Annotated in this window: 13 protein-coding genes and 1 pseudogene; 8 read left to right on the top strand and 6 right to left on the bottom strand. The window is 30.4% G+C overall.

Annotation, left to right across the window (positions count from 1 at the left end; translation table 11 throughout):
* Positions 1-63 precede the first annotated feature (63 nt).
* The 4 genes from BST83_RS04895 (at position 64) to BST83_RS04880 (ending at position 4,783) form a co-directional block, all read left to right on the top strand.
* On the top strand, positions 64-1,131 hold the full coding sequence (locus BST83_RS04895) for a putative type IX sorting system protein PorV2 (protein ID WP_205853554.1): 1,068 nt from the start codon (positions 64-66) through the stop codon (positions 1,129-1,131).
* Between the two features lie 9 nt (positions 1,132-1,140).
* Positions 1,141-2,310 (top strand): lipoprotein N-acyltransferase Lnb domain-containing protein, encoded by a 1,170-nt coding sequence (locus BST83_RS04890; RefSeq protein WP_104808821.1) that lies wholly within the window; start codon positions 1,141-1,143, stop codon positions 2,308-2,310.
* A 163-nt stretch (positions 2,311-2,473) separates the two neighbouring features.
* On the top strand, positions 2,474-4,156 hold the full coding sequence (ftcD, locus tag BST83_RS04885) for a glutamate formimidoyltransferase (protein ID WP_104808820.1): 1,683 nt from the start codon (positions 2,474-2,476) through the stop codon (positions 4,154-4,156).
* Between the two features lie 159 nt (positions 4,157-4,315).
* The gene (locus BST83_RS04880; protein ID WP_104808819.1) at positions 4,316-4,783 is read left to right on the top strand and encodes a GNAT family N-acetyltransferase; all 468 of its coding nucleotides are present in this window, start codon (positions 4,316-4,318) and stop codon (positions 4,781-4,783) included.
* Positions 4,784-4,873: 90 nt separating this feature from the next.
* On the opposite strand, the gene aroQ is transcribed toward BST83_RS04880, so the two are convergent.
* Positions 4,874-5,287 carry a type II 3-dehydroquinate dehydratase gene (gene aroQ / locus BST83_RS04875; protein WP_104810792.1) on the bottom strand — a complete coding sequence of 138 codons (414 nt, stop codon included), beginning with the start codon at positions 5,285-5,287 and terminating at the stop codon, positions 4,874-4,876.
* 42 nt (positions 5,288-5,329) lie between these two features.
* Here aroQ and xerD point away from each other — a divergent pair.
* Positions 5,330-6,225: pseudogene (gene xerD / locus BST83_RS04870) on the top strand (site-specific tyrosine recombinase XerD).
* 861 nt (positions 6,226-7,086) lie between these two features.
* Here xerD and rny read toward each other — a convergent pair.
* The 3 genes from rny to BST83_RS04855 all read right to left on the bottom strand — a co-directional run bounded on the left by rny (position 7,087) and on the right by BST83_RS04855 (position 9,479).
* Positions 7,087-8,655, bottom strand: a complete 1,569-nt coding sequence (gene rny, locus BST83_RS04865) for a ribonuclease Y (protein WP_104808818.1) — start codon at positions 8,653-8,655, stop codon at positions 7,087-7,089.
* 229 nt (positions 8,656-8,884) lie between these two features.
* Complete coding sequence (locus BST83_RS04860) at positions 8,885-9,175, bottom strand: cell division protein ZapA (protein ID WP_104808817.1); 291 nt, start codon at positions 9,173-9,175, stop codon at positions 8,885-8,887.
* 13 nt (positions 9,176-9,188) lie between these two features.
* The gene (locus BST83_RS04855) at positions 9,189-9,479 is read right to left on the bottom strand and encodes a coiled-coil domain-containing protein (protein ID WP_104808816.1); all 291 of its coding nucleotides are present in this window, start codon (positions 9,477-9,479) and stop codon (positions 9,189-9,191) included.
* A gap of 147 nt (positions 9,480-9,626) precedes the next feature.
* Here BST83_RS04855 and BST83_RS04850 point away from each other — a divergent pair, with 147 nt between their 5' ends.
* Together BST83_RS04850 and BST83_RS04845 are read left to right on the top strand one after the other, a co-directional pair.
* Positions 9,627-11,207: a M23 family metallopeptidase gene (locus BST83_RS04850; protein WP_240614655.1), complete on the top strand. Its 1,581-nt coding sequence runs from the start codon at positions 9,627-9,629 to the stop codon at positions 11,205-11,207.
* 127 nt (positions 11,208-11,334) lie between these two features.
* Positions 11,335-13,782 carry a TonB-dependent receptor gene (locus tag BST83_RS04845; RefSeq protein ID WP_104808815.1) on the top strand — a complete coding sequence of 816 codons (2,448 nt, stop codon included), beginning with the start codon at positions 11,335-11,337 and terminating at the stop codon, positions 13,780-13,782.
* A gap of 211 nt (positions 13,783-13,993) precedes the next feature.
* Here BST83_RS04845 and bcp read toward each other — a convergent pair whose 3' ends face one another.
* Positions 13,994-14,446 (bottom strand): thioredoxin-dependent thiol peroxidase, encoded by a 453-nt coding sequence (gene bcp / locus BST83_RS04840; RefSeq protein WP_104808814.1) that lies wholly within the window; start codon positions 14,444-14,446, stop codon positions 13,994-13,996.
* A 120-nt stretch (positions 14,447-14,566) separates the two neighbouring features.
* On the opposite strand from bcp, the gene BST83_RS04835 reads away from it, so the two are divergent.
* Positions 14,567-15,223: an endonuclease III domain-containing protein gene (locus tag BST83_RS04835; RefSeq protein WP_104808813.1), complete on the top strand. Its 657-nt coding sequence runs from the start codon at positions 14,567-14,569 to the stop codon at positions 15,221-15,223.
* Between the two features lie 329 nt (positions 15,224-15,552).
* Here the strand turns inward: BST83_RS04835 and BST83_RS04830 are convergent, their stop codons facing one another.
* The gene (locus BST83_RS04830; protein ID WP_170062804.1) at positions 15,553-16,140 is read right to left on the bottom strand and encodes an RNA polymerase sigma factor; all 588 of its coding nucleotides are present in this window, start codon (positions 16,138-16,140) and stop codon (positions 15,553-15,555) included.
* Positions 16,141-16,333 lie beyond the last annotated feature (193 nt).

The following is a 16,333-nucleotide window of genomic DNA, read 5'->3' as shown; positions in this document are numbered from 1 at the left end:
GTCAAAAACATCAGTTATTTTAGTAGGTTTTTGGATATTTGTTATCTTTAATTTTCAATATTTGTGAAATACAAAGTAGTACTCTTATTAATTGCTTTTCCGCTTTTTTTTAATGCGCAATCCTTTAGAAATTATTCTAATGAATTTCTAAATATTGGTGTAGATGCTGCTGCGTTAGGAATGAGTAAAGCGGTAGTGGCAACTACCAATAATGTGAATGCCATTTACTGGAATCCAGCAGGTTTAGTTGGCATAGAAGATTATCAAGGTTCTTTGATGCATGCTTCTTATTTTGCAGGAATCGCCAATTACAATCATGCTGCTTTTGCAATGCCCGTTGATGACAATAGTGCTATTGGTATTTCTGTAATTCGTTTTGGAGTTGATGATATTTTAAATACCACAGAATTAATTGATAGCCAAGGAAACATCGATTTTAATAAAATTAGTTTATTTTCTGCGGCAGATTATGCTTTTAATTTTGCCTTTGCAAGAAAGTTAATTTTTAAGGATATTAAATTCGGAGTAAATGCAAAAATAGTTCGTAGAATTATTGGTGATTTTGCTTCTTCTTGGGGATTTGGTTTTGATGCTGGATTGCAGTTTGAAAGAAATAATTGGAAATTTGGATTGATGGCAAGAGACATCACTACAACGTATAATAGTTGGGCAATTAATGAAGAGGAGTTTAATAAAATAAAGGATGCAATTCCCGGACAAAATCAAGAATTACCAGAAACTACGGAAATTACAAAACCAAAAATACAATTAGGTGTTGCTAAAGATTTTAGGATCGGGCGCTTTTTTAATTTGCAAACCGAAGTAGATTTAAATGTTCGTTTTGAACAAACCAATGATATTTTCTCATCAAAAGTGGGTAGTATCGATCCTGCAATTGGTTTTCAGTTAGATTATGATCAGCTTGTATACCTGCGTTTAGGAGTTGGTAATTTTCAATATATCACAGAGTTTGACAATGGGAAATCGCTTTCTACACAGCCCAATTTTGGTGTTGGTTTTAACTACAGAGGAGTTCAAGTAGATTATGCTTTAACAAATATTGGTAGTGTTGGTAATGCCTTATTTTCAAATATTTTTTCAATTACTTTTGATTACAATTTTTTTAGATGATACTAATTTATGAAAAAAAAATACATACTATTATTCTTCCTTTTTGCTTTTATAAAATCCTATAATTCACAAGTAAATCTTTCTGTATATTCCGAAGTTAGTCTTATTACAGGTGGCCCAGGAGCTGAATTGTTTGAAGCCTTTGGCCATTCTGCCATCAGAATTAAAGATCCTGTTTTACAAATAGATCTTATTTACAATTACGGAATGTTCGATTTTAAAGCTCCAAACTTTTATTCAAACTTCACCAAAGGAAAACTTTTGTACAGTTTAGGAAGGTATAATTTCGAATACTTTTTAGAAAGTTATAAGAGAGATAAACGATGGGTAAAACAACAAGTTTTAAATTTAACGCAACAAGAAAAGCAAACATTTTTTTTGTATTTAGAAAATAATGCGCTACCAGAAAATGCTACGTATTCTTACGATCCTTATTTTAACAATTGCGCCACAAAATTAAGAGATATTACAATCTCAATTTTAGGAGATAAAGTTGTTTTTATTGATGAAAGTATTAAAAATAACCAATCTTTTAGACAACTAATGAACAAAGAAATTCATTGGAATACGTGGGGGAATTTCGGAATTAATTTAGCTTTAGGAAGTAAATTGGATCAAAAAGCAACTTCTGAACAGTATATGTATTTGCCTAAATATGTGTACGCCATTTTTAAGGACAGCCAATTATTTATAAAAAATCAGCCAGAAAATATAATTTTGAGACAAGACGTTCTTTTAGATTTTGAAGAACAAAAACAAGAAATAGCAATATTTAATCCTTTTTTAATTTTTAGTATCCTTTCTTTAATCGGAATTTTCATAACATTTTCTGATTACAAAAAGGGAAAAAGATCAAAATGGTTGGATTTTATACTCCTTTTTACAACAGGAATCGCTGGAATATTAATCGTTTTTCTGTGGTTTTTTACCGATCATTCTGCAGCGCCGAATAACTTTAATTTTTTATGGGCTTTTGCACCTAATTTAATTACTGCCTTTTTAATGCTCAAAAAAAATCATCAAAAATGGATGAAATTTTACTTCATATTTTCATTAGTTTTATTAATAAACATTCCAATTATTTGGATGTCTGAAGCTCAATTATTTCCGGTTGCAGTAATTCCTATTTTAATGCTACTTTTTATTAGATATTTGTTTTTATCAAAAAATTTGAAATAAGCAACTATTATTATTATTTTGATAATTTTTATAGCTTATTTTTGACGAATATTTTACATTTGATAATGTAATTTTTATTTTAAAAATACTTTTTTCTATCATAAAAATCTATGAAATCGGTAAAATTCGTATCTTATTTTTTTAACCAACAAATTCATCAATCATGAACAAACAACTTATAGAATGCGTTCCTAACATTAGTGAAGGTCGAGATATTAACAAAATAAATGCAATTGCAAATAGTGTAAAAACAGTTGAAGGTGTGAAATTATTGGATGTGGATGCTGGTAAAGCAACAAACAGAACGGTAATTACCTTTGTTGGCGAACCAAAAAATGTTATTGAAGCTGCTTTTAGATTGATAAAAAAAGCATCCGAATTAATTGACATGAGCAAACAAAAAGGCGAGCACCCGCGTTTTGGAGCTACCGATGTTTGTCCGTTAGTGCCAATCGCAAATATTTCAATGGAAGAAACTGCAGAATACGCGCGTCAATTGGGTAAAAGAGTTGGTGAAGAGTTAGGTATTTCTGGTTATTATTATGAAAACGCAGCAACTTCAGCAGATAGAAAAAACCTAGCTACCGTGCGTTCTGGAGAATATGAAGGCTTGAAAGAAAAACTTTCTAAACCAAATTGGAAACCCGATTTTGGTCCAACTGAATATAATCAACAAATAGTTTCATCTGGCGTTACAGCAATTTCTGCACGTGATTTTTTAATTGCTTACAACGTAAATTTAAACTCAACTTCTGCAAGACGAGCAAATGCGATTGCTTTTGATATTCGTGAAAATGGTCGAGTTCACACAATTAACGGGAAAAATGTTTTAGATAAAAATGGAAATCCAGAAAGAATTCCGGGTAAATTAAAAGCCGTAAAAGGTATTGGATGGTTTATTGAAGAATACGGAATTGCCCAAATTTCATACAATCTAACCAACATTTCAATCACATCCATGCACCAAGCTTTTTACGAAACAGATTTGTGTGCAACAGAACGCGGTTTGCGCGTAACAGGTTCAGAATTAGTTGGCTTAGTCCCGTTGCAAGCAATGTTAGATGCTGCCGATTTTTACTTACAAAAACAAGAACGTTCTTTAGGAATATCAGAAAGTGAGAAAATTAAAATCGCTATAAAATCGCTAGGTTTAGATGATTTAAAACCTTTTAATCCGCAAGAAAGAATCATAGAATATGTGATGAATGCGGATGCTGATAAAAAACTAATTGACTTTACAATTAAAGATTTTGCAGAGGAAACTGCATCAGAATCTATGGCTCCAGGAGGCGGAAGTATTGCTGCGTACGTTGGTGCTTTAGGTGTTTCTCTAGGTACAATGGTTGCCAATCTTTCTGCTCACAAACAGGGTTGGGATCAAAAATGGGAATATTTTTCTAACTGGGCTGTAAAAGGTCAAAAATATAAAAATGAACTGTTATTTTTGGTGGATGAAGACACCAACGCATTCAATAAAATTATTGACGGATTTAGAATGCCTAAAACCAACTATGAAGAAATTGAAGCAAGAAAGCTAGCCATTGAAAATGCTACTAAATATGCAACAGAAATTCCTTTTAAAGTGATGGAAACTGGGCACAATTCTATCGAAGTGATGATAGAGATGATGAAAAATGGAATTCAAAATTCACTTTCTGACGCTGGAGTTGGTGTTTTATGTGCAAAAACAGCCGTAACCGGTGCATATTTTAATGTACGAATAAATGCAAAAGATATAAAAGATAGAAAATTTGCAGAAGAAATCATCGCAAAAGCTGAAGCTATTTATCAAAAAACAATGGTTTTAGAACAGGAAATGATGCAAATTATTAATTCTAAAATTTAAACTTATTTGGGCATTCTTTTCTTTTTATAACGTCATTGCGAAGTTTACTTTTTTGTAAACTGTGGTAATCTCATAATTAGTAAACAGATTGCTTCGTTCCTCGCAATGACGCTTAATAGAAAGGATTTCCATTTAAATCCCTAATTATAATTATTCACTATGGAAATAGAAAAACTAGAAATTATAGCATATCAACCAGAATTTGCAAAAGACTTTTATAGTTTAAATGTGGCGTGGTTAGAAAAATATTTTTATGTAGAACCTTATGATGAAAAGGTTTTAAGCAATCCACAGGAATATGTCTTAGATCCCGGAGGGTATATTTTCTTTGCAAAATATAATGATGAAATTGTTGGAGTTATTGCACTAATCAACCAAACAACTTATTTTGAATTGAGTAAAATGGCTGTCTCACCAAAATATCAAGGTTTAAAAATTGGTTTAAAATTAATGAACTTCTGTGTAGAATTTGCTAAAAATAAAAAATGGAAAAGCATCACTTTGTACTCTCACAGAGGTTTAGTTCCTGCAATAAATTTATATAAGAAAATTGGTTTTAAAGAAGTTGACGTTGAAAAGGAGGTTCACTACAAAAGAGCAAATATTAAAATGCTTTTGGTGTTGTAGTCTATTAATTGGTAGTGTTTAGAAGCAGTTTAGAGTTTTTAAAAACTTTGCATACTTGGCGAAAAGCTTTGCATCTCTGTGTTTAAATTTTTATAAAAAACTCTGAATCGCTAATTCATATCCTTTTAAACCAAAACCAAATAAGACACCCTTAGCTGCAGGAGCAATAAAACTATGATGTCTAAATTCTTCACGGGCGTGTACATTAGAAATATGCAATTCTACAACCGGAGTTGTAATTCCTTTTACGGCATCTCCAATTCCTACAGAAGTATGTGTATAAGCTGCTGCATTTAAGATAATTCCATCATACTCAAAACCAACCTCATGTAGTTTATCAATAATTTCGCCTTCAATACTTGATTGATAATAAGACAATTCTATTTCTCTAAATTTTAGTTGAAGTTCCCTGAAAAATTCCTCAAAGGTTTTAGATCCATAAATTTCTGGTTCTCTTTTTCCTAATAAATTTAAATTTGGCCCGTTTATAATAATTAGTTTCATAAAATCTTTTAAAGTTGTAAATATATACTTTATTTTTAGCAAATGAAATGGCAAAACGCAATAAGAGATTATCAGTTGTATTTAAAAATTGAAAGAGGTTTGGCGCAAAATACAATAGATAGTTATTCTAGAGATTTAGAAAAACTGACCTTATTTTTAACTGAAAATGAAATCGACTTCACTCCAATTTCTATCGATACTGTTACCGTAAAGGAATTTAATTACGCGATTGCTAAAAAATAAATCCTAGAAGTCAAGCAAGAATCATATCTGGTTTGCGTAGTTTTTTTGATTATTTAGTATTTGAAGATTATAGAGAAACAAATCCTACAGATTTAGTTGAAGCGCCAAAAATTGGAAGAAAATTACCAGATACATTGTCTGTAGATGAAATAAACGAACTCATTTCTTCGGTCGATTTAAGCCATCCACAAGGAGAAAGAAACAGAACAATTTTAGAAACATTGTATAGTTGCGGTTTAAGAGTTAGCGAACTTATCACTTTAAAAATTTCAGACTTATTTTTTGAAGAAGGCTTTATAAAAGTCACCGGAAAAGGAAATAAAGAGCGTTTTGTACCGATACATTATAATGCTCAAAAATATATTACTATTTATATTGCAGAAATTAGAAGTCACTTAAAACCAACAAAAAGTTTTGAAGATACGTTGTTTTTAAACAGGCGCGGCAAAGGTTTAACGCGTCAAATGATATTTACTATTTTAAAAGAGTTGGCTGTTAAAATCAATTTGAATAAAAAAATAAGTCCGCATACATTCAGACATTCTTTTGCAACACATTTGTTAAAAAATGGCGCCGATTTAAGAGCTATACAGCTAATGTTAGGTCATGAAAGCATAACAACTACAGAAGTATATGTACATTTAGATACCGGTGATTTAAAAAAAGTTGTAGAAACGTATCATCCTAGAAAATAAAAAACAGGAATCAAAATTGGATACTTTGTAGTTAGATTATACTATTCTAATTTTTTTTTGTAGCCTTAAACCTTGTACCATAAGTATAAAATAACAAGTTCTTTTATTTGTTTTGTAAAAATACTACAACTTTCATACAATTATACTAGTTTATTTTAACGTAAATACTAGTCTAATTGCATAAAAACACTAGTACTATAGCAAATTTTCTAAGTAAGTTTGAGGAAAAAGTTACCTATAAATTACAAAAAAGTTACTAAGAAACAACAAACGTTCTTAGTAACTTTTTTTATGGAAATTCAATTTTATAATACTACTCTTTTATAAAAGTAAAAGGTTTACCAATAGAATATTTTTCTTAAGTTCTTAAAAAATATTTTAAGTTATAATGATATTCCTATATAATTGGCACTCTAGAATAATGAGATTTATCATCATATTTTGAACCATTTACGTCTTCCCACCAAGGAGTTAGTTCCTCTGAAACATTATCTAAAATAGGACTATTGCATTGTACTATTTTTACACCAAGTTCGAATTTTGAACACCAAATTATATCTCCATCAGAAATATCACCATCTTGACTGTCCTAGAATTCATATTGATATTAAAAAAATACTTAAAAATTTGTGTTTCATTTTGTAGTATATTTAATTTAATAATGAACTACAAAGCAAAAAATATGAAGTTAAACTAATGTATTGTGAGCCTTAGTATATTGAATCTAAAAACTAAAAGTAGTTTAAGACGTGGTTATCCCAAAGACCTTTTTTTGATTAAATGCACCATTAGTTTAAAAGTAACAACAAAAAAACCTTGAGTATATACTCAAGGTTTTTAAAACTATATTTTAATAGAAAACTACTTCGCCACATTTACAGCTCTAGTTTCTCTAATCACAGTCACTTTTACTTGTCCTGGATAGGTCATGTCATTTTGTATTTTTTGAGAAATACTAAAAGACAACTCAGCAGCTTTCGTATCACTTACTTTACCACTTTCTACCATTACACGTAATTCACGACCAGCTTGAATAGCATAGGCTTTCTGAACACCTGGAAAACCAAAAGCAATTTCTTCTAAATCTTTTAAACGTTGAATATATGAATCCAGAACTTGACGTCTTGCACCTGGTCTTGCTCCTGATATTGCATCACAAACTTGAACAATTGGTGATAGTAAACTCTTCATTTCTATCTCATCGTGGTGAGCTCCAATTGCATTACAAACTTCTTCTTTTTCACCGTATTTTTCTGCCCATTGCATTCCTAAAAGTGCGTGAGGAAGTTCGCTTTCTGTTTCTGGAACTTTACCAATATCATGCAATAAACCAGCCCTTTTAGCAAGTTTAGCATTTAAACCCATTTCCGAAGCCATAATTCCACAAAGGTTTGCAACTTCACGTGAGTGTTGTAATAAGTTTTGACCATAAGAAGAACGATATTTCATTCGTCCGATAGTTTTAATCAACTCTGGATGTAAACCATGAATTCCTAAATCTATCACCGTTCTTTTACCAACTTCTATAATTTCTTGGGTAATTTGAGTTTCTGTTTTCTTAACAACTTCTTCAATTCTTGCAGGATGTATTCTACCATCTGTAACCAATTTATGCATTGCTAAACGCGCAATTTCTCTACGAACAGGATCAAAGCAAGAAAGAATAATTGCTTCCGGGGTGTCATCAACAATAATTTCTACACCAGTTGCAGCTTCTAAAGCTCTAATATTACGACCTTCTCTACCAATAATTCGTCCTTTTACATCATCCGATTCAAGGTTAAAAACAGATACACAATTTTCTACGGCTTGCTCGACACCTACTCTTTGAATAGTTCCTAAAACTATTTTTCTAGCTTCTTGTTCTGCAGTTAATTTAGCTTCTTCTACCGAAGTTTGTACAAAAGCCATTGCTTCAGATTTTGCTATTTCTTTTAAAGATGCAACAAGCTCTACTTTCGCTTCTTGCGCAGACAAACCAGAAATTTGCTCTAACATATCTACATGACGTTTGTGCATTTTATCTAGATCCTCTTCTTTCTTTTCTAAAAAATCTAATTTAAAGGTGTAATCTTTTTCTTTTTGCTCTACAGATTGATTTAATCGTATGTTTTTATCAACTTCAGAAGCAACTTTAGATTCTCTCTCTCTTATTCTTTTTTCTACATCCAAAATCTTCTTTTCTCTTGATAAGATTACTTTTTCATGCTCAGATTTTAATTCAATAAATTTTTCTTTTGCTTGTAAAATTTTATCTTTTCTGATTGCTTCTGCATCAGTTTTTGCTTCCTTTAAAATTGAAGCCGCCTCTGCTCTTTTACTACTAAGTATTTTGTTCCCTTTCGATTTTTCAATCGATTTAAAGATTATAAAACCTACAGCTATTCCTATAAAAACTCCCACAATAATGGGAAGTATCATTCCATCCATAATTTAAATTTAAGGTATAAAAAAAAGCCTACGTTAGTTGGGTTTTTAAACTCCAAAATGATATTTATAGGACTAACTAACTCTTCAAGGGTCCTTTAAAAATGCTGAACAAGTTCAAGCGAAAAGGCATGCTTTAATAGTTAAGACTCATCCTTCATAATAGAATAGTGTTGAGTTTAATAAACAATTACTAACGTAGGCAGTGTCTTGTTAATGTATTTTAATGAACTTATTTTAAATGTTTACTTACCAAATTAGTAAGCTCATTTAATTTCTTTATTTCTTCTTCATTTGTGTCATTTTTATTTAAAGATAGCATTTCTAATTTTGATGCAAATTGTAATGCAGACATTGCTAAAACATCTTGTTTGTCGCTAACTGCATAATTTTGCTCGTACATAGAAATTAACTTATTAATAGCACTTGCTGCTTTACGCATACCTTCTTCTTCTTTCGTGTTGTTCACACTTAAAGGATATGTTCTACCCGCAATTACGATGTTAATCTTTAGTTTCTCCACAATTTAAAGAACTTTATTCTTGTAACTGAATTATACATTTATCAATTTCTCTAATTAATGTATTTATTTTCAGTTTTGTATCTTTTGTATTTGTACCACTGCCTTCAATAGTTTTAGCAATTTTTAACAGATTAAAATCTTTTTTTTGTTCTACTAATTGTTGCCTACTTTCTAAAACTTGATGTTGTAATTCTGTGCTACTTCGAAGCAAAATTTGATTTTCATTTTTTAAAAACTCATAATTTGAAAGTAGGTTTTTTAACTTATCTTCCAGTAAATGAATTGCTTCAAGCGTATTACTCATATTTAATTTTAGAATAAACTATAAATACAAAGTTAACATTCTGTTTGAAACTTTACAACATTTTATCACTTTTTTACTAATTATCTGAAAATAAACCAATTACAGAAAGGATGATTTTTCCTATTTTTGCATAAAAATAATTGAACTTTGAAAAAAACACTAATACTATCCTCTATATTATTTCATTTTTTATGTTTTTCTCAAGAAAAATATCCTCAAAATTATTTTAGTGTTCCTTTAGAGATTCCAATACTTTTATCTGGTTCTTTTGGCGAATTACGCAGCAATCATTTTCATGCGGGATTAGATATTAAAACCCAAGAAAAAGAAGGTTTAAAAGTTTTAGCTGCTGCAGAAGGATATATTTCTAGAATAAAGGTGCAACAGTTTGGATACGGAAAAGCTATTTATATTACGCATCCAAACGGATTTACAACTGTATACGGGCATCTAAGCAAATTTGCTGATAAAATTGAAACACATGTTATATCTGTACAATATAAGAAAGAAGATTATGAGACTGGTAATTTGTATTTTAATGAAACCGAATTTCCAGTTCAAAAAGGAGAAATCATTGCTTTATCTGGTGATACAGGCGGTTCTGGTGGGCCACATTTACACTTTGAAATAAGAAACACCATCACAGAAAATGTTATAAATCCGCTGTTCTTTGGTTTAAAAGTTGAAGATACTATTGCGCCTACTTTTCAAGATTTAAAAGTGTATGCTTTAAATTCGGATTCAAGAATTAATCAACAAAGAAAAAGTTTTCAAATTCCTCTTAAAAATATTGAAAAAGGAAAATACGCAGCAGATAGAATTACAGCAAGTGGCACAATTGGTTTTAGCGTAAATGTTATCGATCGATTTAATAATTCGAATAATAAAAACGGAATATTTAGTTTAGAAATGTTAGTAAATGGCAATCGAGTTTATTACCATGATGTTGAAGAATTTTCATTTTCTGAAAGCAAATATTTAAACTTACTAATTGATTATGAGTACTATAAAAAATACAAACAGAAATATCAAAAGACCTATAAAGAAACTGGAAGTAGATTATCTACTTTCAAAAATTTGATAAATAATGGTAAAATTAACATCGAAGAAGCACTAAACTATACTGTAGAAATCATAGCTAAAGATTTTGAAGGTAATACAAGTTCCATAAAAATACCGGTCGCTGGTGCTAAAAGTAATACCATATTTACAGAACAAGAAAACATAACAGCCTATAAAATCGTTGCAAAGAATTTTAATAAATTCAATGTAGAAAATGTTACGATCGCTTTCCCAAAAAAAACATTTTATGAGGACGTGTATCTAGATTTTAAAATAGATAAAGGAATCGCTAAAATTCATACACCAACAATTCCATTAGATAAAAGTTATACGCTAACTTTTAATGTTTCTAACTATTCAGAAGCCGAAAAACAGTTCTTATATATCGCAAATATCGAGTATCCAAGATACCCAAGATATCAATATACAAGAAAAAAAGACAGCTCTTTTTATACAACAACAAAAACTTTAGGTAATTACACATTAATGACCGATAAGCAAAAACCTACTATACAGTTATTGTATTTTAAAGACCAACAATGGCTTAGCAATTCTAAAACTCTAAAAGTAAAAATTGCTGATGTTGGTTCTGACATCAAAAACTACAGAGCAACCATCGATGACGAATGGATATTAATGGAGTTTAATCATAAAAAAATATTTTAACCTATAATTTTAGTGATAAAAAATTGGTTGGTAGCAAACATATCTTTAAAATTGTAGTCTCAGACAATGTAGGAAATACGAATGAGCTTTCTGCAACGTTCTTTAAGAAACAAATAAACTAACTTTTGTGAAAAATATACTTTTCTTTTTATTACTGATTCCTAGCTTTATAGTTGCGCAAAAAACAACGATCTTAAAAGGTACTGTAAAAAATAATCTAAATGAACCTGTAGAAAAAGTTTCTATAAAGTTTGGAAATACAGGAGATGTAACTGATAAAGAAGGGAATTATTCTATTAGAATTCCGTTTAACGAAGAAATTACCATAATTTTTAGCCATGTTTCTTACAGAACTTTTACCAAAATAATTACTGCAGCTAGCAGAAATGCAATTCGTTACTCGCCTACTTTAACTTTAAAAACAGAGGAATTAAAAGAGATTATTGTAAAAGATATTAGAAAAAAAGCAGAAGGGTTAATTAGTATCGATGCTAATAAAGCAAAAAATATTATCGGTCCCAATGCTGGGGTGGAAAATATTTTAATGACTTTACCAGGAGTCAATAACAATAATGAGTTAAGCACGCAATACAATGTTAGAGGTGGTAATTTTGATGAAAACTTAGTATATGTAAACGGAATTGAAATTTACAGACCATTTTTAATTAGATCTGGTCAGCAAGAAGGTTTAAGTTTTATCAACTCTAATATGGTGCAGAATATTAATTTTTCTGCCGGCGGATTTCAAGCAAAATATGGAGATAAATTATCATCCGTTTTAGATATTACGTATAGAAAACCTACGGAAACCGCCACAACAATAGATGCAAGCTTATTGGGAGCTAGTGTAACTTTTGAAGGCCAATTCCTAAACAATAAACTTAGTACTATTACCGGCGTTCGATATAGAGATAATAGTTTGTTTGTAAATAGCAAGCAAATTGAAACCAACTTTAGACCTAAATTTACTGATGTACAAACCTTTTTATCCTACGATTTCTCAGAAAAACTATCCTTAAATTTCTTAGGAAATTTTTCTTTGAATAATTACGATTATCAACCAATAAGTAGAAGAACAAGGTTTGGAACCGTTGCAAATCCGTTAGAATTAATTGTTTTTTATTCTGGTCAGGAAAAAGACAAATATTTAACACTATTTGGAGCTTTATCCGCAGATTATAAAGTGACTGATGATTTTACGCTAACCACAACCGCTTCTCGATATAATACTCAAGAAGAAGAGCATTTTGATATTGCTGCTGCTTACAATTTAGGTGAAGTAGATGCAAATATTGGTTCTCAAAATTTTGGTGAAGTAGATTTTTCTCAAGGAATTGGCTCTCAATTAAATCATGCTCGTAATGATTTAGATGCTTTAATATCCAATATTCAAGTAAAAGGAACTATCAAAAACGGTGAAACTCAATGGAATTTTGGCGCAAAATATCAGAAAGAAGATATTAAAGACAGAATTAGAGAATGGGAAATTATTGATTCCTTAGGATTTTCTGTAAGACCTCCTTTTCACTCCTCAAACAATCAGCCATACGAACCTTTTGAAGGCGAAATTACGCCGTTCCAAAACATCAGAAAAGATAACAATGTTGCAATCAATAGGGTTTCTGGCTTTGTGCAATTTAATCAACGCTCTTTTTGGGATAGTCATGAAGTTTTCTATAATTTAGGAATTAGGGCTCAAAATTGGTCAGTTACAGGAAACGGAATCCAATCTAAAAATCAAACAATTATTAGTCCAAGAGCTCAATTTGCAATCAAACCAAATTGGAAAAAAGACATGTTGTTTCGGTTTTCTGGCGGATTGTATGCACAACCACCTTCTTACAGAGAATTAAGAAATTTTGATGGTGATGTAAATGTGGATGTAAAAGCGCAAAAATCAATTCATTATGTGGCAGGAATGGACTATAGTTTTCAAATGTGGGAAAGACCTTTTAAGCTAACTACAGAGGTTTATTATAAAGATTTATTTGATGTAAATGCGTATTCGATTGATAACGTTAGAATTCGTTACAGAGCAGATAATGTTACCACTGCTTTTGCAACTGGTCTTGATGTTCGTTTAAATGGGGAGTTTGTTCCTGGAAGTGAAAGTTGGGTAAGTTTAGGATATTTAAAAACCGAAGAGAACATAGATAAAAGGGGTTCTATTGCAAGACCTTCTGATCAGCGAATTAAATTCGGAATTTTGTTTCAAGATTACGTGCCAAATTTACCAGATTTAAAAGCATATTTAAATTTAGTTTATAATACGGGCGTTCCTGGAGGTTCGCCTGCGTATGCAGATGTATATCGATTTCAAGAACGTTTAAGAGATTACAAACGTGCAGATTTGGGTGTTTCTTACATTTTTGTAGATGCTAACAAACAGTTTTCTGCAGGTTGGCTATCAAAATTTAAAGAATTAAGTGCTGGCTTGGAACTTTTTAATATGTTCGATATTCAGAACTCTATTACCAATACTTGGGTTAGAGATGTGTATTCTAAAACCCAATTTGGAATTCCGAATTACATGACAGGTAGAGTTTTAAATTTTAAAGTGGGCATGACATTTTAAAAAAAACGGATTGATAAATCAATCCGTAGAAATAATCAAAATTAAAAGTATTGCTAAAAAAATAATTATTTTATTTCTTTATTAAAAAGACAGAGCTAGACCTAATTTGGTAAAATTTCCATTATCATAAAAGATAATTATTCGAAATTACAAATACTAAAAATGCGCCCGAATTAATAAATTTTGGAATTAAAAACGGTTTAATATGAGCTTAGCTTAATATTTGCAGAGCATGTGCCTTCGTTTTTACTTTTAAAATAATATCTTCTATAATTCCTTTTTCATCAATTACAAAAGTAGTTCTATGAATTCCGTCATATTCTTTACCCATAAATTTTTTAGGTCCCCAAACATTAAAAGCTTCTATTACTGCTTTATCTTCATCTGCTAAAAGCGGAAAAGGAAGTTCGTTTTTATTGATGAAATTTTGTTGCCTTTTTCCAGAATCTGCACTCACACCTAAAACTTCATATCCTTTTGCTAAAAAAGATTGGTAATTGTCTCGTAAATCACACGCTTCTGCAGTACAACCTGGTGTACTTGCCTTTGGATAAAAAAATAACACTAATTTTTTACCAGCGTAATCTGTTAATTTTACCGTATTTCCTTCTTGGTCTTTCGCTTCAAATTGTGGCGCTAAATCTCCTATTTTTAATGATGTCATTTTTTATTGAGTTTAATTGTTATAAAGTAGGCAAGTTACAAAGTCTTAAAATAAATCCCTAAAAACTTACACAAAAAATTAAGTTGCAACGTGTACCTTTGTAATTATCAAAACGTAGACATGTTAAAGCAAGAAAAAGTACAATTTGTAATTGATACACTTCAAGAAAAGTATCCAGAAATCCCGATCCCTTTAGATCATAAAGATCCTTATACTTTATTAATTGCTGTTTTATTATCCGCTCAATGCACAGATATTCGTGTAAATAAAATTACACCTTTGTTGTTCGCTAAAGCGGATAATCCTTTCGATATGATAAAAATGTCTGTAGAGGAAATTAAAGCAATTATTCGCCCATGCGGATTATCGCCAATGAAGAGCAAAGGGATTTACGGTTTGTCAAAAATTATAATTGATAAATATAACGGCGAAGTTCCGCAATCTTTTGAAGGTTTAGAAGAACTTCCTGCAGTTGGTCATAAAACCGCAAGTGTTGTAATGAGTCAGGCTTTTGGTGTGCCCGCTTTTCCTGTGGATACTCATATTCACAGATTAATGTGGCGTTGGAATTTAACCAACGGAAAAAATGTTACTCAAACTGAAAAAGATGCTAAACGATTATTTCCAAAAGAAATCTGGAACGATTTACACTTACAAATTATCTGGTACGGACGAGAGTATTCGCCGGCTAGAGGTTGGGATTTGGAGAATGATATTATCACCAAAACTATTGGCAGAAAGTCTGTTTTAGATACGTATTATAAGAATAAGAAATAGACAAGGATTTTCACAAATGACACGAGCGTTTAGAAGGTTATTTCACAGAGAAATATTGAGATTCTCTCAAGTATCTTAAAAAAAATCATAAAAAAAGCTCCAACATTTTAATGTTGAAGCTTTTCCTCTCTTAATTCAAATTCAATTCAATGAGACCTTTTGATTTCGTTTTTACAAACGTTAAAGATTTGGAAAAATTAATCAAAAATTGAACTGTTTCTTTTTTAGGTTGCACCTGAAAATCAGATGACTTTTTTGAGTAAAGTTGCATCATATAAAGTTATTTAATCTACTGGTTATAAATTATTAACGATGCTTTTTTACTTTTATTATTGATTCACTAAAATAATTTTATTTTTTTCTATTAATTTTCTCATATTTATTAATGCATACCGCATTCTTCCCAATGCAGTATTAATGCTAACTCCAGTATTTTCGCTGATTTCTTTAAAACTCATGTCTTTATATATTCGCATAATTAAAACTTCTTTTTGTTCATCTGGCAAACCATTTACAAGCTCTCGAACATCCTCATAAATCTGATCTTGTATCAACTGTTTTTCGGCATTTAGGCTGTTATCACCTAAAACAGAAAAAATATTAAAATCGTCTGTATTTTTAAATTTAGGCATTCTGTTATTTTTCCTAAAATAATCAATCACTAAATTGTGAGAAATGCGCATTACCCATGGTAAAAACTTACCTTCTTCATTATAATTACCTTTTTTCAAGGTTTTTATCACCTTTATAAAAGTATCTTGAAAAATGTCTTCGGTAAGGTCTTTGTCCTTAATTTTACTATAAATAAAACTATATAAACGCTGCTGATGTCTCTTAATTAAAATTTCTAAAAAAGCTTCATTACCTTCTATATAACCCTTTATTAGACTGCTATCTGTTTTTTTTTGTATACGCATCATAACTACCCTTTAAAGAAAGAAAAGATTCTCTCTTTTTGATTTATTTATCAATAATTTAAAAAGTAATTTTTAACTATATGCGTCTTGTTTTGTGATTGTTAAGTTCTCAAATATATAAATATTTTTTCATCTAACAACTAATTTAACAAATTCCATATCAATCTTTTTTTTAGTGGTTAAAAATAATGGT

Origin of the sequence: Polaribacter filamentus (assembly GCF_002943715.1) — a bacterium.
Classification (GTDB): domain Bacteria; phylum Bacteroidota; class Bacteroidia; order Flavobacteriales; family Flavobacteriaceae; genus Polaribacter; species Polaribacter filamentus.
Note: the sequence above shows the minus strand (reverse complement) of the source record. Positions and strands in the feature narration are given on the sequence as shown.